At 59.0% G+C, this 24,320-nt stretch carries 27 protein-coding genes and 1 tRNA gene; 10 read left to right on the top strand and 18 right to left on the bottom strand.

Features of this window, described 5'->3' with window-relative positions; translation table 11 throughout:
• Positions 1-101: 101 nt before the first annotated feature.
• Entirely contained in the window at positions 102-923 is an 822-nt protein-coding gene (locus AC1D2N_RS32240) for a universal stress protein (RefSeq protein WP_130652413.1), read from the bottom strand.
• Positions 924-1,211: 288 nt separating this feature from the next.
• On the opposite strand from AC1D2N_RS32240, the gene AC1D2N_RS32235 reads away from it, so the two are divergent.
• On the top strand, positions 1,212-2,474 hold the full coding sequence (locus tag AC1D2N_RS32235) for an MgtC/SapB family protein (RefSeq protein WP_028733714.1): 1,263 nt from the start codon (positions 1,212-1,214) through the stop codon (positions 2,472-2,474).
• 79 nt (positions 2,475-2,553) lie between these two features.
• Here the strand turns inward: AC1D2N_RS32235 and AC1D2N_RS32230 are convergent, their stop codons facing one another.
• Positions 2,554-2,931, bottom strand: a complete 378-nt coding sequence (locus tag AC1D2N_RS32230; RefSeq protein WP_130652414.1) for a P-loop NTPase family protein — start codon at positions 2,929-2,931, stop codon at positions 2,554-2,556.
• Positions 2,932-2,997: 66 nt separating this feature from the next.
• A complete protein-coding gene (locus AC1D2N_RS32225; RefSeq protein ID WP_130652415.1) occupies positions 2,998-3,663 on the bottom strand; it encodes a hypothetical protein in 666 nt (221 codons plus the stop codon).
• A 264-nt stretch (positions 3,664-3,927) separates the two neighbouring features.
• Here AC1D2N_RS32225 and AC1D2N_RS32220 point away from each other — a divergent pair, with 264 nt between their 5' ends.
• On the top strand, positions 3,928-4,536 hold the full coding sequence (locus AC1D2N_RS32220; RefSeq protein ID WP_018445305.1) for a TerC family protein: 609 nt from the start codon (positions 3,928-3,930) through the stop codon (positions 4,534-4,536).
• A 36-nt stretch (positions 4,537-4,572) separates the two neighbouring features.
• Here AC1D2N_RS32220 and AC1D2N_RS32215 read toward each other — a convergent pair whose 3' ends face one another.
• Genes AC1D2N_RS32215 through metG form a run of 3 tightly spaced genes read right to left on the bottom strand, consistent with a single transcriptional unit; the run spans position 4,573 to position 7,739 of the window.
• Complete coding sequence (locus tag AC1D2N_RS32215) at positions 4,573-5,397, bottom strand: MBL fold metallo-hydrolase (protein ID WP_130652416.1); 825 nt, start codon at positions 5,395-5,397, stop codon at positions 4,573-4,575.
• A gap of 4 nt (positions 5,398-5,401) precedes the next feature.
• A complete protein-coding gene (locus AC1D2N_RS32210) occupies positions 5,402-6,184 on the bottom strand; it encodes a TatD family hydrolase (protein ID WP_130652417.1) in 783 nt (260 codons plus the stop codon).
• A gap of 4 nt (positions 6,185-6,188) precedes the next feature.
• A complete protein-coding gene (gene metG / locus AC1D2N_RS32205) occupies positions 6,189-7,739 on the bottom strand; it encodes a methionine--tRNA ligase (protein WP_130652418.1) in 1,551 nt (516 codons plus the stop codon).
• 234 nt (positions 7,740-7,973) lie between these two features.
• Here metG and AC1D2N_RS32200 point away from each other — a divergent pair, with 234 nt between their 5' ends.
• A complete protein-coding gene (locus AC1D2N_RS32200) occupies positions 7,974-8,762 on the top strand; it encodes a sulfite exporter TauE/SafE family protein (protein WP_018242065.1) in 789 nt (262 codons plus the stop codon).
• A gap of 39 nt (positions 8,763-8,801) precedes the next feature.
• Here the strand turns inward: AC1D2N_RS32200 and AC1D2N_RS32195 are convergent, their stop codons facing one another.
• The 4 genes from AC1D2N_RS32195 to AC1D2N_RS32180 all read right to left on the bottom strand — a co-directional run bounded on the left by AC1D2N_RS32195 (position 8,802) and on the right by AC1D2N_RS32180 (position 13,009).
• The gene (locus AC1D2N_RS32195; RefSeq protein ID WP_018242066.1) at positions 8,802-9,827 is read right to left on the bottom strand and encodes a DNA polymerase III subunit delta'; all 1,026 of its coding nucleotides are present in this window, start codon (positions 9,825-9,827) and stop codon (positions 8,802-8,804) included.
• A gap of 8 nt (positions 9,828-9,835) precedes the next feature.
• Positions 9,836-10,516: a dTMP kinase gene (tmk, locus tag AC1D2N_RS32190; RefSeq protein ID WP_018242067.1), complete on the bottom strand. Its 681-nt coding sequence runs from the start codon at positions 10,514-10,516 to the stop codon at positions 9,836-9,838.
• Positions 10,517-10,649: 133 nt separating this feature from the next.
• Positions 10,650-11,843 (bottom strand): D-alanyl-D-alanine carboxypeptidase family protein, encoded by a 1,194-nt coding sequence (locus AC1D2N_RS32185; protein ID WP_018242068.1) that lies wholly within the window; start codon positions 11,841-11,843, stop codon positions 10,650-10,652.
• 71 nt (positions 11,844-11,914) lie between these two features.
• Positions 11,915-13,009, bottom strand: a complete 1,095-nt coding sequence (locus tag AC1D2N_RS32180; RefSeq protein ID WP_113543492.1) for a septal ring lytic transglycosylase RlpA family protein — start codon at positions 13,007-13,009, stop codon at positions 11,915-11,917.
• A gap of 433 nt (positions 13,010-13,442) precedes the next feature.
• On the opposite strand from AC1D2N_RS32180, the gene AC1D2N_RS32175 reads away from it, so the two are divergent.
• Both AC1D2N_RS32175 and AC1D2N_RS32170 read left to right on the top strand, forming a co-directional pair.
• Positions 13,443-13,913, top strand: coding sequence for a hypothetical protein (locus AC1D2N_RS32175; protein ID WP_245484466.1), 471 nt, complete (start codon positions 13,443-13,445; stop codon positions 13,911-13,913).
• A gap of 116 nt (positions 13,914-14,029) precedes the next feature.
• Positions 14,030-14,233 (top strand): hypothetical protein, encoded by a 204-nt coding sequence (locus AC1D2N_RS32170; RefSeq protein ID WP_028733723.1) that lies wholly within the window; start codon positions 14,030-14,032, stop codon positions 14,231-14,233.
• Positions 14,234-14,324: 91 nt separating this feature from the next.
• Here AC1D2N_RS32170 and AC1D2N_RS32165 read toward each other — a convergent pair whose 3' ends face one another.
• On the bottom strand, positions 14,325-14,651 hold the full coding sequence (locus tag AC1D2N_RS32165) for a GYD domain-containing protein (protein WP_165403090.1): 327 nt from the start codon (positions 14,649-14,651) through the stop codon (positions 14,325-14,327).
• A 234-nt stretch (positions 14,652-14,885) separates the two neighbouring features.
• Positions 14,886-15,941 (bottom strand): type I restriction endonuclease, encoded by a 1,056-nt coding sequence (locus tag AC1D2N_RS32160; RefSeq protein WP_165403091.1) that lies wholly within the window; start codon positions 15,939-15,941, stop codon positions 14,886-14,888.
• 309 nt (positions 15,942-16,250) lie between these two features.
• Here AC1D2N_RS32160 and AC1D2N_RS32155 point away from each other — a divergent pair, with 309 nt between their 5' ends.
• Entirely contained in the window at positions 16,251-16,562 is a 312-nt protein-coding gene (locus tag AC1D2N_RS32155) for a hypothetical protein (protein ID WP_130652420.1), read from the top strand.
• Between the two features lie 298 nt (positions 16,563-16,860).
• A tRNA-Ser gene (locus AC1D2N_RS32150) sits at positions 16,861-16,950 on the top strand.
• 538 nt (positions 16,951-17,488) lie between these two features.
• On the opposite strand, the gene AC1D2N_RS32145 is transcribed toward AC1D2N_RS32150, so the two are convergent.
• Together AC1D2N_RS32145 and AC1D2N_RS32140 are read right to left on the bottom strand one after the other, a co-directional pair.
• On the bottom strand, positions 17,489-17,821 hold the full coding sequence (locus AC1D2N_RS32145) for a hypothetical protein (protein ID WP_197728260.1): 333 nt from the start codon (positions 17,819-17,821) through the stop codon (positions 17,489-17,491).
• Positions 17,822-17,940: 119 nt separating this feature from the next.
• The gene (locus tag AC1D2N_RS32140) at positions 17,941-18,222 is read right to left on the bottom strand and encodes a hypothetical protein (RefSeq protein WP_130652421.1); all 282 of its coding nucleotides are present in this window, start codon (positions 18,220-18,222) and stop codon (positions 17,941-17,943) included.
• 468 nt (positions 18,223-18,690) lie between these two features.
• Between AC1D2N_RS32140 and AC1D2N_RS32135 the strand changes: the two genes are divergently transcribed.
• The gene (locus AC1D2N_RS32135; RefSeq protein ID WP_130652422.1) at positions 18,691-19,416 is read left to right on the top strand and encodes a 3-keto-5-aminohexanoate cleavage protein; all 726 of its coding nucleotides are present in this window, start codon (positions 18,691-18,693) and stop codon (positions 19,414-19,416) included.
• A gap of 566 nt (positions 19,417-19,982) precedes the next feature.
• The gene (locus AC1D2N_RS32130; RefSeq protein ID WP_018242078.1) at positions 19,983-20,204 is read left to right on the top strand and encodes an alkylphosphonate utilization protein; all 222 of its coding nucleotides are present in this window, start codon (positions 19,983-19,985) and stop codon (positions 20,202-20,204) included.
• A gap of 19 nt (positions 20,205-20,223) precedes the next feature.
• Here AC1D2N_RS32130 and AC1D2N_RS32125 read toward each other — a convergent pair whose 3' ends face one another.
• The 3 genes from AC1D2N_RS32125 to AC1D2N_RS32115 form a co-directional block, all read right to left on the bottom strand.
• Positions 20,224-21,051: a transglutaminase-like domain-containing protein gene (locus AC1D2N_RS32125; RefSeq protein WP_130652423.1), complete on the bottom strand. Its 828-nt coding sequence runs from the start codon at positions 21,049-21,051 to the stop codon at positions 20,224-20,226.
• Positions 21,052-21,148: 97 nt separating this feature from the next.
• Positions 21,149-22,030, bottom strand: coding sequence for a transglutaminase family protein (locus AC1D2N_RS32120; protein WP_028733729.1), 882 nt, complete (start codon positions 22,028-22,030; stop codon positions 21,149-21,151).
• A gap of 518 nt (positions 22,031-22,548) precedes the next feature.
• Positions 22,549-22,704 (bottom strand): hypothetical protein, encoded by a 156-nt coding sequence (locus AC1D2N_RS32115; RefSeq protein WP_047622869.1) that lies wholly within the window; start codon positions 22,702-22,704, stop codon positions 22,549-22,551.
• A 900-nt stretch (positions 22,705-23,604) separates the two neighbouring features.
• Here AC1D2N_RS32115 and AC1D2N_RS32110 point away from each other — a divergent pair.
• Positions 23,605-23,859 (top strand): GlsB/YeaQ/YmgE family stress response membrane protein, encoded by a 255-nt coding sequence (locus AC1D2N_RS32110; protein ID WP_018242084.1) that lies wholly within the window; start codon positions 23,605-23,607, stop codon positions 23,857-23,859.
• Positions 23,860-23,937: 78 nt separating this feature from the next.
• Here the strand turns inward: AC1D2N_RS32110 and AC1D2N_RS32105 are convergent, their stop codons facing one another.
• Positions 23,938-24,219 (bottom strand): hypothetical protein, encoded by a 282-nt coding sequence (locus tag AC1D2N_RS32105; protein ID WP_026188395.1) that lies wholly within the window; start codon positions 24,217-24,219, stop codon positions 23,938-23,940.
• Positions 24,220-24,320 lie beyond the last annotated feature (101 nt).

The following is a 24,320-nucleotide window of genomic DNA, read 5'->3' as shown; positions in this document are numbered from 1 at the left end:
TGGTCTGTGCGAACCTTTGATACTTGACACCCGCAGAGGACGCTCTTCTCCGGGCAGTGATCGATGTTTCGGTCATCAGCAACGCGCCGCGCGCACCGCAGTCAGTGGCAAAGGACAGTGGGCATTTCGAGGCGGGTCAACAGGGACCGTGTAACCCCTCCCAAGATGAACTCGCGTAGCCTCGAATGGCCGTATGCGCCGGCGACGAGCAAATCTGCCTTGCGTTCCAGGGCTGCGCCTTGAATGACGTTAGCTGGCGAGTCTCCCTTCGCTTGCACGGCGGCGACATCGACGGCAAGACCAGCCTTGCGGAGCGCCGTCGCAAGGTGATCTCGGCCGCCCTCGTCAATCTGCTTATCATCGGTGATGGAAATCAGGACGATACGCGAAACCCGTTCCAGCAAGAACCTGGCACCCGCCAGTGTCCGCGCGACAGTGGCTCCTCCATCCCAGGCGACGGCAACAGCATCGATCCGGCCGGAGAAATTATCCGGGGGAAAAAGCAGGAGCGGTCTACCGCTTTCAAACAGCACGCTCTCGATCAGCGGCTTCATCAGCTCAGATGCTTCCAAAATAGAAAGATCATATGCGCGCGACAGCTCGGCAAGCGTTTGTGCGACAAACGGCTGCCTCACATCGAATGGCTGGATCTCGACCTCGACCTCGGCTTTTTTCGCATAATCACGGAGCGTCTGCCCGAGAACGGTTCCATTGTCTTTACTCAAGCGCTCCGCCTCCGCACGCATGTTGGCGACGTCAAGGAGTGATGGAAATCGCGGCTGAACGGGTTCGATTCTGACCAGCGGTATACTTGCCGTCAAACCGGCCTTTTGGTGAAGGGAAAAATCGACAGCATTCTGAAGGAGCGAGAAGGAGCTTGCGTCTGGATAGGTGGCCAGCGGTAAATGGAATTGCGCTTTCATGGCTGAAGTCCTCCGAATGCTTGCAGGTATCATTACATATGGGGGGTCTCTCGCGCTTTGACGAAGATCAAGGTCGCGAAACCGCGAAAGCGCGAGCGTGATAATGAACGTCCTCAACCGGAAGGAAGCGGAATTCGTTGGGCGAAGCGGCAAAGATCTATGCTAAGCGATCAAGTGCGATGCGCGATTGAATATCAGCACTTCGCAGAGCAGCTTGTGGATGAACAGCAATGGCATATACGGCGCAGCTGCCTTCGATGAATCGGCCGGCGCACCTGGACCCATCGGATGATGACATCATTGGTGACGACAGAAGCATTCCAGCGCCTCAGTCTGGCGCTTGCAATCGGCATTCTTGTCGGCATTGAGCGCGGCTGGCAGGATCGTGAGGCTGCGCCAGGCAAAAGAGTTGCCGGTATCCGCACCTATGGCCTGTCAAGTTTCCTCGGCGGCTTCTGCGGTTTCCTGCAGCCGGTGACAGGGCCGATTCTGCCGACAGCTATCTTTATATTCTTTTGCATCACGGTACTCCTCTTCAGCCGCATGCAGGCGGCACAAGAAGAGGATTACAGCGCCACCGGCACCATCGCCGCCCTGGCGGTCTTTGCGCTCGGCTTTGGTGCGGTCGTGGCGGATATGACGGTAACGGCCGCAAGCGCTGTGGCAATAACGGCCCTTCTTGCAGCGCGGGAGCCGTTGCATGGATTTCTTCGCCGATTGACCTGGCTTGAACTCAGGGCCGCTCTGATCCTGCTGACGATGACCATCGTCATCCTCCCTATCCTTCCCAACGAACCGATTGATCCTTGGCAGACAATCAATCCTTTCGAGCTTTGGATGATGACAATCCTGGTGGGAGCCGTTTCCTTTGCCGGTTATATCCTCATCAGGCTGAGCGGCGCCCGCGCCGGAATACTGCTGACCGGGACCAGCGGTGGCATCGTTTCCTCGACGGCCTTGACGCTTTCCTTCGCCCGTCAGTCGAAAGAGATGCCTGCCCTCTCGCCACTCCTCTCTGCGGGAGCAATGCTGGCGGGAGCCGTTTCTCTCGCCCGCGTGCTTTTGATTTGCGGCGTCATTGCACCAGCTGTTTTCAGGGAGCTTGCTCCATTACTCGCTCCGGCTGCTGCCACCCTCGCCATAGCAGGCGGCTTCGCCGCATTGCTGCAACGCCCGGATGACAGCACCGATTTTTCACCCCGAAACCCGCTCGAGGTGATGGTCGTGCTGCGCTTCGCACTCGTTCTCGCCGTCGTGACAGTCCTGACGCGAATGACCTTGATCGTCTTTGGAACTCAGTCGCTGATCGCCCTTTCATTCATCACAGGACTGGGCGATCTCGATGCGATAACGCTTGCCGTTGCGAAGCTGTCATCCATCCAGGTGCCTGCAGATGCGGCCGCTCGAGCCATCGCGGTCGCCGCTTTCGCCAATCTTCTGGCGAAAGCCGTTCTTGCTGCAAGTATGGGGACCATCGCCTATGCGGTTCGTTTTGCGATCGCAGGTGGTGTCGCGACCTTGGCCGGAATTGCCGGCTTGGTTTTGACATGAGCGCCTGTTCGCATGTCGATCACCGGCTCCAATGACGTTCGTCCAACCAATCGGTGCCTGGGGACACCATCAACGATCGTCACCGCGGTCTCGCCTCAGAGAGATGACCGGCAAATCCCGCAAGCAGCACGCCGAGCGGAAGACGTCGAACCAGTCTGGCCGCAATGAAGGTTGCGCCGATCGCCACGGCAAGTTTCAGCCAGGGATAGTCGCCGAGCTGGACATGGGCGCTTGCATCGACCGATGTGGCATTGGCTTTCAGCGCCGCTTCCGCATCCTCGCGCAGCATGCCTATGCGGGCATTCAGCAGCCTGACCTCATGCTGCAGAGCGTTCAGGCTCTCGTCGGCCTTTTCACGCGCGGTTTGCTCAGCGGCATCGGCAAAGGGCGGATCACCTTCCGCGATCAGTTCGTCGGGATCTGGCGGAAGGCCGTGGCGGTTGATGGATGATTGCATGGACGTATCCTCGAATAGGTGAGCGAGAGGCAATAAGGCCCGGCATTGCGGCCGGGCCTCATAATATCAGTGGTCGCGCCGGAAACCCTGGCTCTGGTGAGATCCGCCTTGCGATTGGGTCTGCGATTGGCGATTGGTTTCGTCCGATGACGGGGTGTCGGGGTCGGGCAAGGTATAGGCACGCACCTTGGCGCTTCCATGCGTGGTGTCGCGCATTGCAACCGGGCGCGCATCGTCGAACGCGCTCTCGGACACAGCGAGATCCTCCGACGATTTGCCGCCAGAGGGTTGGCCGGCAAAGCCGGTATTGGATGCGCCTTGCTGTCTGTCCTCCAACGACCAGAGATCTGCCCGCTCATCCATGTCGATGCTGCCCTCGTCGTCCAGAATATCGTGGACGGTCTCATAAAGCGCGTCATCGATATCATTGACCTGGACGAGGAAGCCGCCGCGCCGCAGCCCTTCTGCGTAGACCGCACGATCCTCGTCGGGGAAAAAGAAGTCTGCCAGCGCGTCGAAGAAGCCGCTGCGGTCGTCGCTCATCGCGCCGGCATTTTTTCCATCCGCCTCATATCCAGGCATCAGCCTTATTCTCGCAACCGGCACGCCCGCATCTTCAAGACGGGAGACGGCGGATTCGGCCTCCGGCCGGCTGTCGAAGAATGCAGTAAGGCTGCTGCCGCCTGTCGGTCCTGAAAAGGCCGGGTTGGTATCGTTGTAAATGCTGCCCATGGGACTCTCCTCTCGATGTCTGGCCCAGCCGCCAATCCGAAGTTTGGCGAAGTCTGGTGTCCTGACTTGAAGAACCGGCGGCTGAGTTGAATGTTCCAAGGGAATGGCATGGGAATGACTCCGCATGTCGCTCGCGTTCCATAACGTTGCCGCCTGCCATCAGATACGCAAAGTCGCAAATTGCGCCGCTCGCGAAATCCCTCAGCGGTTGACGTCAAACCGTCGAGACGCTAGCACGGCTTTGACGCATTGGGGATAATTCATATGGACATGTTTACGGCAGCCGGTCTGACGGCTTTGCTGCAGGTCATCGCTATCGACCTCGTTCTCGCCGGCGACAACGCCGTGGTTATCGGTCTTGCCGCTGCCGGCCTCGAGGCCACGCAACGCCGCAAGGCGATCATCGTCGGCATTCTGGCCGCGACAGTTCTGCGTATTCTCTTTGCCAGCGTCGCAGTCTATCTGCTGGCAATCGTCGGCCTGCTGCTGGCCGGCGGCTTGCTGCTGCTCTGGGTCTGCTGGAAGATGTGGCGTGAGCTTCGCGCCGGCCATGGCGAGAACCACGAAGCCGCAGGTGCCGTAGGCGCGCCGAAAAAGACCTTCTTCCAGGCGGCGACCCAGATCGTCATCGCCGACGTTTCGATGTCGCTCGACAACGTTCTGGCAGTTGCCGGTGCGGCGCGCGAACATCCGAGCGTGCTGGTCATCGGTCTCGGCCTGTCGATCGCGCTGATGGGTATTGCCGCAAACCTGATCGCCCGGTTGCTCACCAACCATCGCTGGATCGCCTATGTCGGTCTGCTGATCATCCTCTATGTCTCGCTCGACATGATCCACCGCGGCGCCGTCGAGGTTCTGCCCTACATGCAGTGACCCTGCATGCAGGGACCGGGCATGCGGTAACGCGGCTCAGGTCTCGATCCTGACCTCGGTCTCGAAGCTCATCTGGTCATACGCCGGCACCACATGGTCCGGCGTCTCAGCCATCACCACGTCGTAGTCGAGCGGCGTGTGCATATGCGTGAGGATCGCCTGTTTCGGCTTCAGCCGGCCTATCCAGTCGAGCGATTGTTCCAGCGACAGATGGCTCGGATGGTAGGTATATTGCAGCGCGTCGATGATCAGCATGTCGAGATTTTGAAGCTTCTCGACTGTCTGCGGCGGGAAGTCGCTGATATCGCTGCAATAAGCCACATCGCCGATGCGGAAGCCGAGCGAGTGGATGTCGCCGTGCTGCTGGATATGCGGATGGAAGGCAATCGTGCCTCCGGGGCCGTGGATTTCCAGAGGTTCGTCGAGATTTTCGATGACAATCGGCAGCACGATCGGCGGATAATTGCTGCCCGGCGGCGTTTCCAGGCAATAGCCGAAGGCTTCCCGCAACCTGTCCATCGTAAATTGGTCGGCAAAGATCGGGACCCGGCGGCGGGTATTGTGAAAATAGCCGCGCAGATCGTCGATGCCGTGAATATGATCGGCATGCGGATGGCTGTAGAGTACGGCGTCGACATGGTCGGCCCCTGCCCTGATCATCTGCTCGCGGAAATCCGGCCCGGTGTCGATGACGACGGTAGTCACCCCACCATCCGGTGCGAATTGCTGCACCATGAAGGCTGCGCGCGTGCGCCGGTTCTTCGGATTGTCGGGATTGCAGGCGCCCCAGTCGCCGGTGATGCGCGGCACGCCCGGTGACGACGAACAGCCGAGAATGGTGAAACGCCGCCGGTAGAGCACGCCGCTAGATCCTCGGCATCTTCGAGAACAGCCGGAAAGCGTTCTCCGTCGTGATCCGCGCGACCTCTTCGTAGGACAGGCCGATCGTATCGGCGAGCACCTCTGCCGTGTTGACGACGTAGGACGGCTCGTTGCGCTTGCCGCGCCAGCGCTTCGGCGCGAGATAGGGCGCGTCTGTTTCCACAAGCAGCCGCTCATGCGGGATTGTCCTGGCGATCTCGCGCAGTTCTTCCGACTTCGGGAAGGTCAGGATGCCCGAGAAGGAAATATAGCCACCGAGTGCGACACCGGTCTTGGCAAGCTCCGGGCCGGCGGAGAAGCAGTGGAGAATAAAGGGGAAGGCCCCCTTCCCGCTTTCCTCTGTCAGTATGTCAGCCATGTCCTCGTCGGCGCTGCGGCTGTGGATGACGAGCGGCAGCCGGGTCTCGCGCGCCGCCGCAATATGCCGACGAAATCCGGTCTGCTGATCCTCAGGCTTCTGCGTGTCGTAGAAATAATCGAGACCGGCCTCGCCGATCGCGACCACCTTCTCATGGGCATTGGCGAGACGCACCAGCTCTTCCGTCTGGATATCCAGCTCTTCGTCGGCATTGTTCGGATGCGTGCCGACCGAGCAGAACACCGAGGGATATTTCTCGGTGATGGCAAGCAGCGCGTCGAGCTTGCGCACCCGCGTCGAGATCGTCACCATCTGCTTGACACCGGCCTGATGGGCGCGCGTGACAATCTCGTCCCGCTCCGCCTCGAAGTCGGCGAAATCAAGATGGCAATGCGTGTCGATCAACACGGCCTCAAGCCTCCGGAGCCACGTAGCGCGGGAAGACCGGCGTCGGCGCTTCGAGCGCCGTTCCGGCAACCAGACGGCCGGCTTCGCCGAGGGCAGCAAAATCGCGCTTGTCTGCAGGTGCTGCAACAAGATCGAGCAGCTTGCCGGATGATTCCGGCATGAAGGGCTGCAGCAGGATGGCAATCTGGCGCACGACTTCGGCGGTCACGTAGAGCACCGTGCCCATCCGCTCCGGATCGGTCTTCTTCAGTGCCCACGGCGCCTGGCCGGCGAAATAGCGGTCGGTCTCGGAGACGACCGAAATGATCGAGGCGAGCGCCCGATGGATCTGCTGCTTGCCCATATCTTCGCGGGTCGAGGCATGCAGTGCGTCGACTTGTGCCAGCATCGCCTTGTCTTCGTCGCTGAGGACCCCGCATTCCGGGATCTTGCCGTCGCAATTCTTGACGATCATCGACAGCGAGCGGCTGGCGAGATTGCCGATGCCGTTGGCGAGGTCGGAGTTGATGCGGGTTCCGATTGCCTCTTCGCTATAGCTGCCGTCCTGGCCGAATGACACCTCGCGCAGGAAGAAGTAGCGCACCTGGTCGAGGCCGAAATGGTTCACCAGATTGACCGGATCGACGACGTTGCCGAGCGACTTCGACATCTTCTCGCCCCTGTTGAGCAGAAAGCCGTGGGCAAAGACCCGCTTCGGCAGCGGCAGCTTCGCCGACATCAGGAAGGCTGGCCAGTAGACGGCGTGGAAGCGAATGATGTCCTTGCCGATGATGTGCACGTCGGCCGGCCAGTATTTCGCCCGCGGGCCGTTCCTGTCCTCGATATAGCCTGTTGCGGTGATGTAGTTGGTCAGTGCGTCGACCCAGACATACATGACGTGGGCCGGATCGTTCGGCACCTTGATGCCCCAGTCGAAGGTGGTGCGCGAGACCGAGAGGTCCTTGAGGCCCGACTTGACGAAGGAGATCACCTCGTTACGGCGCTCGGCCGGACCGATGAAGTCGGGGTTCGCCTCATAATGCGCAAGCAGCTTTTCCTGGTATTCGGAGAGCTTGAAGAAATAGCTTGCCTCTTCCACCCACTCGACAGGCGTGCCCTGCGGCCCGTAGCGCACGCCGTCAGCGCGGAGCTCCGTCTCGTTTTCCTGGTAATAGGCCTCGTCGCGCACCGAATACCAGCCGGCATAGCTGTCCTTGTAGATGTCGCCATTGTCGGCAATCAGCTTCCAGATGTTCCGCGACGTTTCGTGATGACGCTCCTGCGTGGTGCGGATGAAATCATCATTCGAGGCGTTGAGCAGCGTCGCCATCGCCTGGAATTCGCCGGAGTTGCGGTCGGCGAGCGCCTGTGCGGTGATGCCCTCGGCGCGCGCCGTCTGCTGCATCTTCTGGCCGTGTTCGTCGGTGCCAGTCAGGAAGAAGACATCCTTGCCATCCAGGCGCTGATAACGCGCCATTGCATCGGTCGCGATCAGCTCGTAGGCATGGCCGATATGCGGCTTACCGTTAGGGTAGGAAATCGCGGTGGTGATGTAGAAGGGTATCTTGTCTGTCATGGCGGCCAATGTCCGGCTAACTCTATAAAAATGGTCAGCCGCTCTTAGCGCATGTCACCGCCGAGCGAAACCTCAACTTTCCAGCTGTCGATGATTTCCCAGACGCTGGCGTGGTGAACTTGACTCGGCTTCTCGCCCAATCTACCCGTCTTGGGAAAGAGGGCGGGACAAGAACGAAGTGCCAGTTTTCATCTACCGGATTTGTCGCGGCCCCGCGCAGCCAGGGGCGCTTGTTTGACATTCGAGCCGCTCTATTCGCTTTCCGGTCTGTGTGTCGGCGCCCTCGTCGGTATCACCGGCGTTGGCGGCGGTTCGCTGATGACGCCCCTGCTGGTGTTGCTCTTCGGCGTTCATCCGGCCACTGCCGTCGGCACCGATCTTCTCTATGCGGCGATCACCAAGACGGCGGGCACAGCCGTTCACGGCATGCATGGGCGGGTCAACTGGAAGATCGTCGGCAGCCTCGCAGCCGGCAGCCTGCCGGCCGCCCTGCTGATGCTGTGGCTGCTGGCAGGCGTCGATCGCAAAAGCATCGGCGTGACCAATACCATCACCACCGCGCTCGGCTGGCTTCTCGTCATGACCGCGATCATGCTGGTCTTCCGTGGCCCGATCCTCGAATTGGCGCGCCGCGCCATCGGTGATCGAACGCCGCCAAAGCCGACGACCATCCTCGCCCTCACTGTCATTCTCGGGTTCGTTCTCGGCGTACTCGTCACCTTGACCTCGGTCGGGGCCGGCGCGCTGGGTGTGACGATCCTGCTGGTCCTCTATCCCCGGCTCGATGTGCGCGAGATCGTCGGTTCCGATATCGTCCATGCGGTACCGCTGACCTTGATCGGCGGCACGGGCTATTGGCTGATCGGCGAGATCGACTGGCCGATGCTGCTTGCCCTGCTGATCGGCTCTATCCCCGGCATCATCATTGGAAGCCTTCTGGCGCCGAAGCTGCACGAACGCACCATCCGCATCGTCCTTGCCGCCACGCTTGCTGTCGTCGCATTGAAGCTGTTGACCGGCTGATCAGAGCATGGTGCCGAAAAGTATCAGCGGTGACGCGCTTTAGAGGCCTGGCTGCTTGATATCGGCGAGAATGCTGATGATCGTCTGCTTGCGGTCGAGGTTGTAGGCATCGGAAACGGTGAGCCGTTCGGTGATCTCGGAATAGAGCCGCGCCAGCCGCTCCGCAGCAGTGATCTGCCCTTCGCCCGCTGCCACGCGAGCCCGGTTCATGATGTCGTCGCCGACGTGGCTGACGAAGAAATCGAAAATCGTGTCGCTTTCCCTCCCCGAAAGCGCGTCGGCCAGCCGATGCATTGCCTTGCGTGCTGTCGGTCCCTCGGCGGATAGCATCTCGTCATAGGCGGCGATGATCTCGCCGCCGCCGTAGTTCAAGAGTTTCAGCGCCTCACCGACGCTGCCCTTGGCGGCCGAAAGCACCGCCCCGCCTTCGCCTGATATGCCGAGATGGGCAAGGGCCGCGACGAGTTCATCGTCGGCGAGCGGCGCCAGCTTCAGCGGCAGGCAGCGCGAGCGGATCGTCGGTAGCAGCCGTCCCGGCGCATGCGAGAGCACCAGGAAAAGCGCCCGCTTCGGCGGTTCTTCCAGGATCTTCAGGATGGCGTTGGCCGCATTGCGGTTCATGTCGTCGGCCGGATCGATAATGACGATCCGCCAGTTGCCGGTACCGGAGGTCTGCGAGAAGAATTTGCCGGCGCGGCGCACCTCGTCGACTGTTATCGCTGATTTCACCTTGCCTGTCTTTTCGTCCACCGGCCGGGCAAGGTGCAGGAGATTGTGCGAGGCGCCCGACGCGATCTGCCGGCTGACGGGAGAGGCAGGATCCGGATCGCCGATCGTCTCCGGCGCTGTCTCGGGATCGGGATGCGAGAGCACGTGATTGGCGAAGCGGAAGGCGAGCGTCGCCTTGCCGATGCCTTCCGGCCCCTCGATCAGGATGGCGTGGTGGCCCTTGCCGGACCGGTAGGACTGCGCGAGGAAGGCTTCCGCATCCTTATGGCCGAACAGCCTGGTATTTTCTCCCGGCCAGATGGCGCCGTCGAGCAGTCCGGGCCTTTCCTCACTCATACTGGGCCTCACTCATGATGTGCGGCTTCCGGCATTCGGGCACGGCCTGCGGGCGATAGCAGCTGTTTGACGATCGCCAGGATCTCGGCGCCGATCGTCTCTTCCGCCTGCATGGCGTTGACCACGTGGCAGCGCTCCGGCTCGCGGGCGGCGATATCGAGAAAGGCCTCGCGCCGTTTCTCGTGCGTTTCCAGCCGCTCCTTCTCGAAGCGATCGGGAGCATCGGCCGCAGCACGCTTTTGCGCCCGCTCCAGCCCGACCTTGGCGGGGATGTCGAGAATCACGGTGCAATCCGGCATGACACCGTTGATGGCGATGCGCTGCAGGGTCTCGATGAAATCGGGCTCGAGATTGCCGGTGACGCCCTGGTAGACCCGGGAGGAATCCATGAAGCGGTCGCAGAGCACGACCTTGCCTGATGCAAGGGCCGGCCGGATCACCTCTTCGACATGGTCGTTGCGGGCCGCGGCAAAGAGGATCGCCTCCATTCGCGTGCCGAAGGCTTCGGCAGCCCCCGACAACAGCACATGGCGCACCGCTTCGGCGCCCGGCGATCCGCCTGGTTCGCGCGTCACCAGCACGTCGTGACCTTCGCCCTTCAGCGCCTCGGCGAGGCGGCGGATCTGCGTGGATTTCCCAGCGCCTTCCCCGCCTTCAAACGTAACGAACAATCCCGTACCGGATGACAATGACAACTTCCCGCATTCCAGGCGCCGCACGCGCCCTGCTCCTTCTATCTATCCGAAGATATCAGGTAGGAAAACCTTTTGCCGCGGCGACATATTCACCTTTCCCGGCAAATTGCATGAAAGGACCGGGCTTTTAGCCGGGCGCGGACTTATCCCAGAGCCAGGAGAAGAACAGCGATTCGCCGAGTTCCAACACGGCGTCGACCGCCCGGCTGCTGAGCGAGCCTTCGCCGACCGCCTGCACGGTATAGAGCGGCACTTCCCTGAGCAGCCGGCTGCCGGCAAAAATCCTCAGCGTGCCTGCCTGGGTATCCGGCTTGACCGGCGCCGTCAGCGGCCAGCGATAGATGATGCGCGCCGACAGCCGGTCGGGATTGCTGATCGGAATATAGACGCTGACCGGCGCCTTGGCGACGAGATCGACGGTGCGTGCCGTGCCGCCATAGACGCTGGCGGCACCGATCACTTCCTTCTCGGCGAAGATCTGCCGGTTTTCGAAGGCCGTCAGCCCCCATTCGAGCACCCGCTTGGCCTCCTCCGTCCGCTCCTTGTCGGAATCGATGCCGGCAAGCGCCAGAAACAGCCGCCGGCCGTCGCGCTCAACCGACGCGACGATCGAATACCCCTCGCCCTCGGTAAAGCCGGTCGCCAGCCCATCGGCGCCGAGATCGAGCCCGAGCAGCGGGTTGCGGTTGCGCTGGAAAATCTTGTTCCACTCGAAATCCGGCTGGGCAAAATAGGGATAGAGGTTCGGATAGGTCTGCTGCAGGGTCGCGGCAAGCGTGACCATTTCGCGCGCCGTCACCTTGCTCTTGCCGTCGGGAAGGCCGGTGGAATTGCCGAACTCAGCTTTCTCCATGCCGAGCTCGTGGGCCCGGCGCGTCATCGACACGGCAAATTGCTGCTCGCTACCGGCCATGCCTTCGGCGAGGATGATGCAGCTGTCATTGGCGCCCTGGATGGCGACGCCCTTGATCAGGTCCTCGACGCGCACGTGCGATTTGAGGCTGGCAAACATCGTTGCCGTCCGCGACGGCGCGCCGCCCGTGCGCCAGGCATATTCGGAAACGGGATATTCGGTATCGAGCGTGATCTGGCCCTTCGTCACCGCCTCGAAGACGAGATCCATCGTCATCAGCTTGGCGAGCGAAGCCGGCGAAAAGCCCTGGTCCTCGTTCTTGGCGAGAAGCACAGTGCCGGTGGCAGCCTCGATCATATAGGCCTGCGCCGCCTTGGTAGCGAAACCGGCGGCACCGCCATCGGCTGCAAACGCGCCGGTGGCAAACGGCATCAGGCATGCAAGCAGGCGAAGCGCAGGCTTCAGCATCGCAATTTCCATTTATGGAGCGGCGTATGTCGAGAGGTTAGAGCCAGGGAGAATCCGATGCAATGCCATGCTCAGCGCGCGACGGATTTGGCCTGATGACGCTTGGCTGCGGCAAGGATCGAATCCTGCGTCAGCCCGTCATTGCGCACCATCACCGCATCGAAAGCGAGATCGACGGTCACCGTCTTCACCTCTTCGTCCTGGTAGCCGAGCGCCAGCGAATTCTGAGGCCGCTCATAAGGCATCGGACCGATCTCGGGCAGTACGACCATCTGATCCATGGCCTGCGCGCCATTGTTGAAGGACGGCGGCGATGGCGCGACCAGAACATGGGCAGCCGGTGCCAGAGCGGGTGCTGCGTTGTAGCGTGCGCTCGGCGTCGAGCCGGCATAGGAGGTTGCCGACATCGGCACCGGCACGTTGGCCGGCGTCTCGTAATCTTCCGAACTCTGCAGCTGGTCGCGGGTGATCTTGCGGCTGTTGGAGGCGACCATCACGCCGGTTGCGATCTGGCCTTCCGGATTGACGCCGGGAATACGGCTGCCCTTCGGCACGTAGGAAGCCATCAGATAGGGCATGTCGTGGCCGTCCATACGGGCGCGGCCAACATATTGCACGCGCACCTTGCCGGTGCCGCTGTGCTGCAGATCGAGCATATCGGCCGTCTTGTTGGAAAGGTCGATGATACGGCCTTCGTGATAGGGGCCGCGATCGTTGACGCGCACGATGACGGAGGAGCCACTTTCGAGATTGGTGACGCGCGCATAGCTCGGCAGCGGGAAGGTCGGATGCGCGGCGGAAAGATGCATCTGGTCGTAGACTTCGCCGTTCGCCGTCAGACGCCCGTGAAAGGCCGAACCATACCAGGAGGCGACGCCGACCTTGTTATAGGCGAAGTCTTCCTTCGGGTAGTACCACCTGCCCTTCACCTCGTAGGGGTTGCCGACGATGTAGCGGCCGCCGCCCTTGGGGATATTGTTGCCGGTGGCGACCCGCGGGCTCGCCTTCACGCCATATTCGGATTCGGAGAAATATTCTTTGCCGTGGGATTTTTTCTTCGGCACTGCCTGCGTCGTGCCACACGCCGCAACCGTTGCACACATCGCCGAGATCGCCAGCCACCGTGCTGTCGTTGCGAAAGACGCCGCCCCGTATTCCAGTTTCATATGTCCCACGCCGCTCAAAGATCGTTATGGTTAAGGAACCTTGCCCCATCCTGGGCCAATAACGCCTTATCCCCACCCGCCTAACGAGGCTTTAATCTTGTTAAGTTCATGGCAAATTTACGAACGATTTCGCAGCGATAGCGACAATTCTAATGATTATGGTTTATAAATCACTAACGCGAGCCCTTTCCGCCTACCCTTCCGCCGCCGCAATGAGGCCGGAAATCATCGTGCCGATGCGGGGCATATGGTGAACATCTGGGCGCTTCCGGATGCCCCAAAAGCTCCATATTGAAACACGGTCTGCGCGTATTTCGCGAGCGGCAGCGCGGCACTCCTTGCCTATCCCGGCGATATGACGCTATGCACGCTCATCGCGGGTTGGGGGCATAAGAATGGGCCAATTTTCAAAAGCTTGATCTTGCTGGTGGTGATGTCAGCCCCATCGGCGGTCGGCGCCGCCACGGAGAGTTTCCCCGCCTATTGGCGCAAGACGATGACCAATGATCCCTCGACGAATTTTTATCTTGCGGAGACCTTGAAACCCTTGCCGAACAAGGATGCCGAAACCCTCAAGGTGCTCAGGCTGTCGCTGATCACCGGCAACCTATGCCTCGGCGCCGCCGTCGATAGGAGAACAGGCGAAGCCTATCTGCAGCGGGCCGGCTATGACCGCATCTGCGGAAAGACGTGGGACGAAGCCGCCTTCCTCGCCGACGACTGGTTCAAATATTTCAACTACCGCTCCCTCGCCCATCTCTGCGCCGGCATCGACTATATTTTCGGGCCGAAGGGAAAGCTGGTGCCCAATCTGGTAAAGGCCGGCAAGGGTGAACCGAAGGGACCCTACGATCCCCAAAATCCCTACCTGCGGCTTCCACCCCTGCGCAAGCCGAATGGGTAGGTCACCCCGCCGACTGGCTATGATGCAACGCGGATCGCGTATTTGACTCTTCGCGGCTGTATGGGAACGAAATGGCCGCCGCAGGCTTTGAAGGTTTAGACCTTTGAAGGATCACCATGAACGATGAAACCCTGACGCAGCTCGACACGGTCAGCCAACAGCTGCATGCCCGATCTCTGGCGCTTTCCCAACCAGATAAAGACAACGACATCGCAATCCTGATGTCGGCACTCGCTGTGACGATGGAGGCGGTTCGCTCTCTCTGCGAGGATATGAACCAGCTCAACGGTCCGAAGGGCCTCGGATCTGACGGGGGCTAGGTCTCGCATGTCTCCGGCGCAATTCACGGAGAGCTTGCGCCGGGGAATGCGATCCGCGCGAAACACTTCTTCCACATCGGTGGACCGCCACCTACGCTGCCGGTGGACGATACCGAATAGACTTCGCCTTTTCCAAGGCTTCGATCGTATCCTCGACGCTGAGGAGGACAGTGGTCTCCATGGAGCTGAGCGCGCCTCCTGCACCGATCGCAAGCGCGACTGCCGCCATCGATACGTTATCAGGCGCCTCCCACAGATTCCAACCATCACGCTCGCCGAAGGCGTACCAGAATCCATGGAGCTTTCCGCCCACAGACTCCATGTAACTGCGTGCCGCCTCTCGGCGATCCTCGGGGTTTTCGATCATTCGCGCCCACGTCTCGGGCGTGTAGCTGAAGCGCGTGAGATACATGGCCATGGTTCGTTTCCTCCGCCAGAACAACACAGTAAACGCTCAAGCCGGGGCGAACGCGAGTCATTTCCAATGTACGGAACAGGCCGCCCTGCCTGTTTCGTTTCGCAAAGAGGCAGAGACTGAGCGAACGAGTCGCGCGAATGAGGGACGGGATGTCGCCTTGCATTCATTGAGGACGTAATAACTACGGGAAAAGCGGTAGTAGACGCCTACCGGATGGCCAGAAAACCCATCCCATCACGAATCCGCGTATTTCTTGGCCGTAACCCGAAGCCGGTCGCTGTAGTCATAGATCTGGTCAAGACTATCCACGATTAGCCGCTCCTCACTCTCGCCGTCGAATAGACCGATGTATTTGACCGATCGATTGAACCAAAGTCGAGCGAGCGGTTTGCGGTTATTGTTGTCGATCAAGATACCGCAATAGGACTTTTGGTCTCGCATCATTACGCGCTTCGAAGAGATGGTGTCGCGGACAATTGCCTTCACGATCATATAGCCCTCGCGTTCTTCTTCTGTCGTTACGACATCAGGCTCCTCCTCGACGGGCGTATCGATCTTCTCAATTACCTCCTCGGTGTCAGCGAGGGCACTGGAAAGCCTACTCTTCACGGTGTCCATAATGACTTCACGAAAGGCTGTCCTAACAACGCCGGTCAGCATTTCTTTGACCTGTGCGGTCATTCGGCCCTCGTAGACGCCGCCAGAAACGGTGCGCACAAAATCATCGGTCGGCTCTTCGATCAGCTTGGAGATTACCTGCTTTATACCGGAGGTGTATTTCAGGCGCTCGGCCGTCGCCAGGATCGCCGCAACATCAAATGCGGACTTCTCGAATTTTCGTAGTTCGGTGACTATGCCAGCACTGAAGTCTGTCACGTCAAAAACAAAAAATGGCCTAGTGTCGAGTTTATTGGGAGCGTCGAGGTCGGTGTAAAAATTGAATGTCCGTCCATTAGTTAGGATTGCGAATTTCGCGTTGGTTACGCTGAAATATCGGTAAAGCTGATCGAGGTGCTTCTTGTCGAGTGACACTGAGATCGGCTTGCATTCGATCAGGATGCGGATCTCTTTATCGATCTTGATCGCATAGTCGACCTTCTCGCCCTTTTTCCCGACGGCATCGGCGGTGAACTCCGGCACCACCTCAGTTGGATCGAAGACATCGTAGCCCAAGGACCGAAGGAAAGGCAGCACGACGGCTGTCTTTACGGCTTCTTCCGTAGCCATGGTGCTTGAATGCGATTTCACGCGTTCAGATATCGCGCGCAGACTTTCTTCTAACGTGCTCATGATTCCCCCAGCAGTTATAAAAGGAAGAGTTGCTGAAGTACGAATTCCAGTCAATCCAGAATTGCGGGGCAAATGACGAATTGATTGTATGCGCGATCGGGTGGTTATCGACAAAAAGCTTTCCTGCCAGTCCTAGATCTCCATTCAAGATGCAGAAGACACCGACTTAATGAGCGAGGATTGGATGCGTCCGGTACCTTTTGCAGCCTCAGCGCTTTATTTCAGATCCGGTGCTACAACGGCGGCGTTAACGATGGGGGATCATGAAGTTTGAGATTGTAGCATTGGCCATGCTGATCGGCGTGTCAGTTGCAGATTGGGCATATTGAGCCGACCGCACCATCATGCGTGAACGGGTCCGGCAGATTTGATGACCAATACGACTTCGACAATTGCCAACGCAATGTCGAGAACTTCAAATCGGAGATTGAGAGCTTCGTTGACTGCAAGCTACGAGAAATCAATGAAGCTGACGATGAGGCGGAGCAAGCTGCGGAGGAAGCTAGGAGCAAGGCCACTGAGGCACAAGACGTTGCGAGCAAGGCCAAGAATGAAGTTGAAAGGCTCAGTTCTGATCACAGCCAGGCCGTCAATGATTTCAATACGAGAGCAGGCAACTAAGCAGGAGCTCTTAGTCAGCAACGGAGCGTCTTCTCGCCGTCTGGTTGAGGTCAAAGCGCGCCTCCACAGTGCGGCAGACGTGGGTTGGCTCCCTCTTCGACCCAGCTTGGTGCCGAGCCACGCTCGACCTATATTCGCAAGTGAGGCCGGGAGTGCTGGCAAATGCTGCAGAGCAAGTTGACGCTGCTATCAAAGCTGCTAAAAAGCCAGCCATCGAGTGATTGGGTAGCAAATCGGTCGCAATAGCCGGTTCGCAGAAATCAACAGAATGTCGATTTCACCACCTTTTCAAGCAGATGGAAGAGTGTCCGAGTGGTTTAAGGAACCGGTCTTGAAAACCGGCGTGCGGGAAACCGTACCGTGGGTTCGAATCCCACCTCTTCCGCCATGCAACATTGAATTTGCTGCATAATTTCCGCTTTCTGCCCAAAAGTTGTACGCTTATCATAACGATAAGATGCCATCTAAGCGGAACCGGCGCGCAGTGGTCGGGCTTCCGTTTTGCTGTCGCCCCGATGATCGACTGGACGGATCGGCCTAGAAACAAGGTGACTTCGTGTTAAGTCGTACTTCTCGTCGTACCGTGGGTATTGGGCCTCCCTCACCTAGCCCTAAATCGGCACCCCCTAATCCTTGCAAAAATTTACAAGGCGAATAGATTCAGTCCATCAGATAGCTTTTGCTGGTGACCACGGATGTACTGGCACCGTGCTGATGCAATCAAAGAAGGGTCGGCGCGAGCACTCGCCCCGACCTTTTTCTTTGCTGGCGCCGACAGCAAAAAAAGCCCCGCCCGAGGGTGAGGCTGACAGCGCTAAGGGAGGGCTTCCGTTTTGCTGTCGCCCCGATGATCGACTGGACGGATCGGCACCGAAATAACGACCTCTGATGCCCGTGTCGTACTTCTCGTCGTCCTGCGCGGACGGCTAGAAATTAAAATACAGGCTCACACCTGACCTACGTTGGTAGGGGTAATAGTCGCGATAGCCGTAGTGGGGGTATTCATAATTTCTGGGATAGCCATAGTTCCGCGGACGGTAGCATGAGCCGTAATACCGACAGTCTCGGTAAGCGTATCGCCGGGGCTTCCAGTGGCCATTCGCATGCTTTTTGCCATGGCTGCGGTGTTTGACCTGCTCGATGTCGGCGGCGTGCATTGGCACTGCTTTCGGCACGACGATCGGTGTGGCGTTTAGCGGCAGGGCGAAAGATGCAGCCAGGACTACGGCTGCAAGTGCGGGAAAAAGTTTCTTCATCATCGGCGCATCCTTTCAGGCGTCTAGCCTGGGTTAATAAGCATTAACCTAGGATGAACGGATGGGCGCTGCCTTGATCTAGCCATCGCGGCGGCTTGTAACGCCGCGTCTAGCCACCTCTTTCACAAACCAAAGTGAAGCCTTTTCTTTCGATTACGAAAAGTATCCAGCATCTCCTCCACGAAAGCATCTTTGTCTACCGGCGTGCCGGGATGCAATCGATGCTCCTGTACCCACTGGTCCCATTCCAATGCTTTGATTGCGTCTCTAATCATCCTGTAGCGCTCCGCCAGGCGCTCCCTTGTTAGCCCGGCAGTTTGGATCTTCAGGAGCTCGACCTGTCTCCATGCAGGTCGAGCCGCCAACCAGACGCCGGCTATCGCCAGCACCGCCACAAACGCCACACCATTGTCATTGGTGGCGTGAGATCGAGTTCTCCGTGAACGGCGAGGCTGGGAAATAACGTCCGCATTGCGGCTGGAGCAACGCGAGAAGACCAAGACCGACCGGCGACCTTTGCGTCGATGATGAGATGATGTACAGGCTGCGGCAGGACGCGACTGCCATTAACTCAAGAATGGGGTCGGGCGGCAGATTGACGTCACGTCGCTGCCACGAGATCACGTGGCCGTCCTCTGAGCCGGAGTCGTAAAGACGTCCTGACATGACACGGCAACCTTGCGCCGCTTTAGGTTCTCGGCGTTCGCGCAGCTTGATCCTGCGCGAGAGGCATATCCCGGCTGATTTGATATCATTGGGGCTTCAACAGCAAGGGAAACAGCCGTGATAGCGGCGGCGCCAAGGTTCTTCGAATTTTCCAGATTTTGGTATACCCAGTGTCTTAAGCGGCCCAACAAGCGCGAGGCTCCCTTATGATCGTTCAAGCTTGCATCAACGGCGCACGGCCGAGGGATTTCCATCCGCTCATTCCGCTGACGATCGATGCCATGGTGCGCGATGCCGCCGCTTCGGTCGCGGCGGGTGCCGCGGAGCTCCACATTCATCCGCGCGGAGCCGACGGCAAGGAGAGCCTTGCCGCCGTAGACGACACGCTTGGCGCGATCCGCCGCGCCTGTCCGGGAACGCTGATCGGTGTGTCCACCGGCGCCTGGATCGAAGGCGATCGGGAGAAAACGCGGGCAGGCATCCGCTGCTGGCGCGTTCTGCCGGATTATGCGTCGGTGAACCTGTCGGAAGACGATGCGCCTGGTGTCATCCAGCTGCTCCGGCAGAAGGGCGTCGGGATTGAAGTCGGGCTGGCATCGGTCGCCGATGCGGAGCGCTACACCAGCCTCGAAGATCATGAGCGGGTCTTTCGACTGTTGATCGAGCTTGACGACGAACAGGATCTGCAGCGCGCATGCGATATCAGGGATGGCATCATCGAGGTGCTTGAGCGCAGCCGCGTCAATCGGCCGATCCTCCTGCACGGCTTCGACGGGACTGTCTGGCCCTTCGTCCGATCGGCGCGCGAACGCCGCTATTCCACCCGCATCGGCCTGGAAGATGGTAAGCACCTCCCGGATGGAACGATTGCGAGTGACAATGCTGCATTGGTCGCGGCGGCCGTTGCAATCTTCCGCGGCCAATCGAACTGATCCCACTGTCGAATTTTCGCCGTTGTCGGTCCCCTTGATCCCGGCCGATCGTTGCTCGCGAACTAGAACCATGACAACTGAATAGAAGCTTTCCGGTTTTCGGAATTCGGGGCGCCTGATAAATATTCACGAAAAATACGAGTATATGAGGACGCCAATAGAACCCCAGAAGATAAGCGGTGCCAGTATCATCCCGGCGACAATAATCTTAGTCACAGCAAAAACTCCGCAAACTCCGACCCGGCGCAAAATCTATGGCAGCGGCCGAAGCGTTAGTATGGGCACGAAGTCCGAGACAGGTCGGACCTTGGTCTGAGCTTGGCTGCGGCGGATGCCCATTTATCCCCACGCGCTGGGCGCTGCCGGTAAGGGATCGCCGGCGTTCTGGAGGCCTGCGCGTGAGTTGATTGAAGAAGGGTCGCGTAGGACTGAAGAGCAGCCTGGCCGGCCCCGTCGCATTGACTATCCCATGCCAACATGATTTCCCGTCCGGATCACGACAGCGCTGTGCGTCTTTTCAGACGCGCAAAAGACGCTGCAGCACTTTGAATTACTGCGGGGACATCATGGCCGACATCATTGTAAAGGACAGCAACGGGACTCAGCTTCAAGACGGCGATTCCGTGACGCTGATCAAGGACCTCAAGGTCAAGGGAACTTCGGAGACGCTGAAGCGCGGAACCCTGGTCAAGGGAATTCGCCTGACCGACAATCCTGGTGAGATCGAGTGCAACACCAAGCAGGTCAAAGGCCTCGTACTGAAAACCGAGTTTTTGAAGAAGGCATAGAGGGTCTCCTCGCCCACCATCAATCGTCCTTGAGTGCCTCCTGCGGCAGTTCCTCGGTGATCACCTCGAAGCGGGAAAGCGTTGCCGGGCCGAAGGCCGTCGACATGGCGACGTCGGTAGCGTCACGCCCGGTCGCCATCAGGATCCGGCCGATGCGTGGCGTGTTGTGGCGGGCATCGACCGTATGCCAGTGGCCTCCGAGAAACACCTCGAACCAGGCGCTGAAATCCATTGGATTGGGATCGATCGGAACGCCGATATCGCCGAGATAGCCCGTGCAATATCTGGCTGGGATATTCATGCATCGGCAAAGCGCGATGGCGAGATGGGCAAAGTCGCGGCAGACGCCCGCCTTATCGGTGAAGCCGCCATGCGCGGTCCGGAGAACGTCCGCCTTCAGGTAATCGAAGGTGATGTGGTCATGGACGAAATCGCAGATCGCCTGGACACGCGCCCAGCCGAGCGGCGTCGATGAGAATGTGGCCCAGGCAAAATCGGCAAGCCTGTCGGTGTCGCAATAGCGGCTGCCAAGCAGGAAGACCAGCACATCATCTGGCAGGTCATTGATCGCGTGCTGGACGGCATCGTCGGGAACGATGTCGGGCTGACCGCTGTCGTAGATCTCGAATTCCGTCGAGATTGTCGTCAGGCCCGGCGGGGCGACGATCCGGCTGCAGGCATTGCCGAACACATCAGTATAGCTCCAGGCCTCGATCGGCTGGTCGAATGTCAGGATCTGATCGCTGAGAAGATCGGCACGACGGGATGGGTGGATATTGAGGACGAGCAGCATTGGCGTTGGATGCATGCATTCGTAGCCCAGATGAAACCCGGCGCGTATCTTCATGGTGGCTTCCTTGTCGCGTCTCTGCATTGGCAGAGGTGAGTAGGGAACGCTGATCGCGCTACCCGGTTCCCGCAAGACCGGGACTGTCACCGCCTGGCTAGCCAGATTGCCTTGTGGTGACGTTCACCTGCACCGTCATGCTGTCGAAATCCTTCCCATCCCCGTCATAACTGCCGCTCAACGGGACTGCCTGGCGCGGATCGCGGGCAACGGCGACACGAATGAGATCGCGGTTGCCGACGATGCCGTTGGTCGGATCGAACTCCGTCCAGCCGGCGCCGGGAAGATAGATCTGGCACCATGCATGCGTCGAACCGCCGCCGAGCACGGTGGAGCCGTCCCGGTCGGGAACATAGACATAACCCGTGACGAACCGCGCCGCGAGGCCGAGGACGCGTGCCGCCTCCATCATCAGCAGCGCAAAATCCCGGCAGGTGCCGGAACGAAGCTGCAAGGTCTGCACCGGCGTCTGAGTCCCATGTTCCTGGCGCCGCGCATAGACGAAGCTTTCCCGAATGGCATAACAGAGCGTCATCAGTAGGTGCCCGGTCTCCGTCGGACGTCCAACGCGCACGAACTGGCGCGCCCAGCGTCCGACCTCGTCGTTCGGATCGGGATAATGGCGCTGCATCGCCGGCGTCAGATCGGCAATCTCATCCTTGTCGTAGGAGAATGGATAGGTCAGGGCCTCGTCGTCGACCTTGAGATCCAGGGCGACCTGCGGCGTATGATCGAGCGTGATCCAGGTTTCGAAACGAAGCTCGGACGCCGGCCTCGAAATATTGATGAGCGCCACGCAATTGCCGAAAACATCGTGGATCCAGCGCACATGACTTTCCTCAGGATAGATCGTCAACGACGCTTCGATCAGCCGCTGGTCGAAACTGTCGCGCGGTCGGAACATCAACCGGTGCTCGCCGAATTCGACCTCCCTGACGTAGCGATAGGACGTGATGTGGCGGACGGAGAAAATCGTCATGAGCCGCCGTCCGGTAATCTGTTCACTTTGCTGCTCCAAGACGGCGATGCCGCCCCTCCTCTGCGGAAGCGCCCAGCCCGCTTTCCCGCTCATCCCGATTTCTTGTCATATAAGCACATTCGAAAGATTGCTATTGTATCTTCAACCGATCGACGGCAGGGCCGTCCAACCTAAGAGGATAACATGCATATCATCTGGGACGTTCTGACGCTTCTGCTGACAATCGGCTCGCTCTATGGCGGTCGCGAATACCGGATTATTCGCGCCCGTGCCCGCGCTCAAAACTGGGGCAACTTCTGACCTGATCCCAATATCATTGATTCGATCCGGATATCTCTGATTCAATTTTGAATCATGGTGCGCATCGGATCCGTTGCCGGTCGCGGTTACGTCGAATGACGTAAAGCCACACGTTTAAGAAAGTGCTTTATTAGCTGAGACGGAGTCTATCCGTCCATTCTCCCTGTTATTCTAAGCCCGCCTCACCCCAGGCGGGCTTTTTTATTCTGTCGCCTGCGTCACTTCTTTGAGCCGGCGGAAAGCACCCGATGGGTCGCGTTGTCCATGGCGTGGCTCGCTTCCTGTCCATCCTTCTTCAGCCCGTATGCGGTATTGCCGCAACCGGAAAGTGTCAGCAGGCAGATGCAGGCGATGGCGATTGCAGCTTTTGGCATCAAGTGTTTTCCCCCGGATTGAATGGCGGTTCAGAGCATGATGCCGAGAAGTGTGAGCGGTTTTCGGACGACATCATGCTCTAACTCTTAATTTAGAACAGGATTCAGATTTTAGGCCGACTGGGCCTAAAATCATCCTATTCTAGAGAAAATGATGCACTCCTCGCCAAAATCAATCCGCAGGAGATAAGCGCGAACTGGCGGTATGGAACTCCATGACGCGGATCGGCGTTAACGGGAGCTATCCAACCGGGGTTAACGACATGGATTATCAGATTGCCTTCGCTGCGACGGTCGCAACAGCATCCTTCCTCTTCTTCATGTTGATCGTCCACCGGACCTGATTGCAAGCCGGCGGCGGATTGGGCTTGAGGCGCTCGATCACTTGACCATCGCCGACCCACTTTGCGATCCGGAGAGATGGCAGCACCAAGTGCTATTGCGTCTGCAGTCGGCGTTGATCAGGCGGCGTAGACCGGAATGTCTGGCGAGCATAGATCGCCGAAGATCCGTCAGCAAACAGGGGAAGCGTGAAGAAGAAGTGTTTCGACATCCGAAAGTATTACGACAATCAAAAATGTGTTAAAGTTTAATCAATTGTGAGGCTTAACTATCTGTTAACAATATAGTTGCGCTCCTTCCGCTTCCGCTTATGCTTTACGCAAAAGGGGAGAGGAAAGATGTTTAGCAAAAGCCTGATCATGCCTTTCGGATTCGCAATGCTCGCCATTGCCGGCCTGCTCTTCCAGATTGCCGCCCACGCGCTGAACTCTCCGGTCACCTTGCTGCAGCCGTGAGTCACATAAGTTGCTGAACCTGCAAGCAATCTCAGTAACTGGGAGTGGAACTTCCTTTCGTTTCGTGCATTCTGTGACTCGTTTTGCCAGGAGGGAGATAACCATGGAAGACGCAGGCGTGGGTTGGATTGCAGCCATCATTATCGGCGGTGTCGCCGGATGGCTGGCGGAAAAGGCCATGCGCAGCAGCATGAGCCTGCTCATGAACATATTGCTCGGCATCATCGGCGCGATTGTCGCCAACTGGATCCTCGGTTTGTTGCACATCCAGCCGCTCGCCGGTTGGCTGGGTTATCTGATCACCGGTTTCGTCGGTGCCTGCATCTTGATCGCGATCGGGCGCGTCATCCGCCGCTGACGGTAGCTTTTGCCGTCAGCGGAAGTATTGAAAGCCGGGCGTTCATGACGTCCGGCTTTTCTTCACCTATATTCCCGTTCAACGGCGGCTGAGCAGGCCGAACACGTAGGCAATGCCTGCCGTCACAGCGAGTGCCATGAGCGGTTCTTCGCGCACCTTGTCGCGCAGTTGCTCCGTCATCAGCGAAGCCTCGTCGGTAACCGCCGACTTCGCCCCCTGCCCCAGCGCCACCACGCTTTCCGTCAGCCGGGAAAGATCGTTGCGAAGGGCTGCGACCTGCGCCGACAGATCGTCTGCTGCTATGTCAGCCTTGACGCGCGCAGCGGTGGATTCGGCGGAAGCGGTTTTCAATTCTGCCATGGTCTGCTCCTGTTTCATGGGATGCCGCTTCAACGAAATGGCGGCCAAAAAGGTTCCGTTGGAGCCGATCTTTTGTTCGCCGCAAAGCTGCTGCCGCGCTG

Source organism: Rhizobium sp. P1_B8 (genome assembly GCF_056406515.1).
The sequence above is the reverse complement of the archived record's forward strand: the minus strand, read 5'-3'. Positions and strand labels throughout refer to the sequence as shown.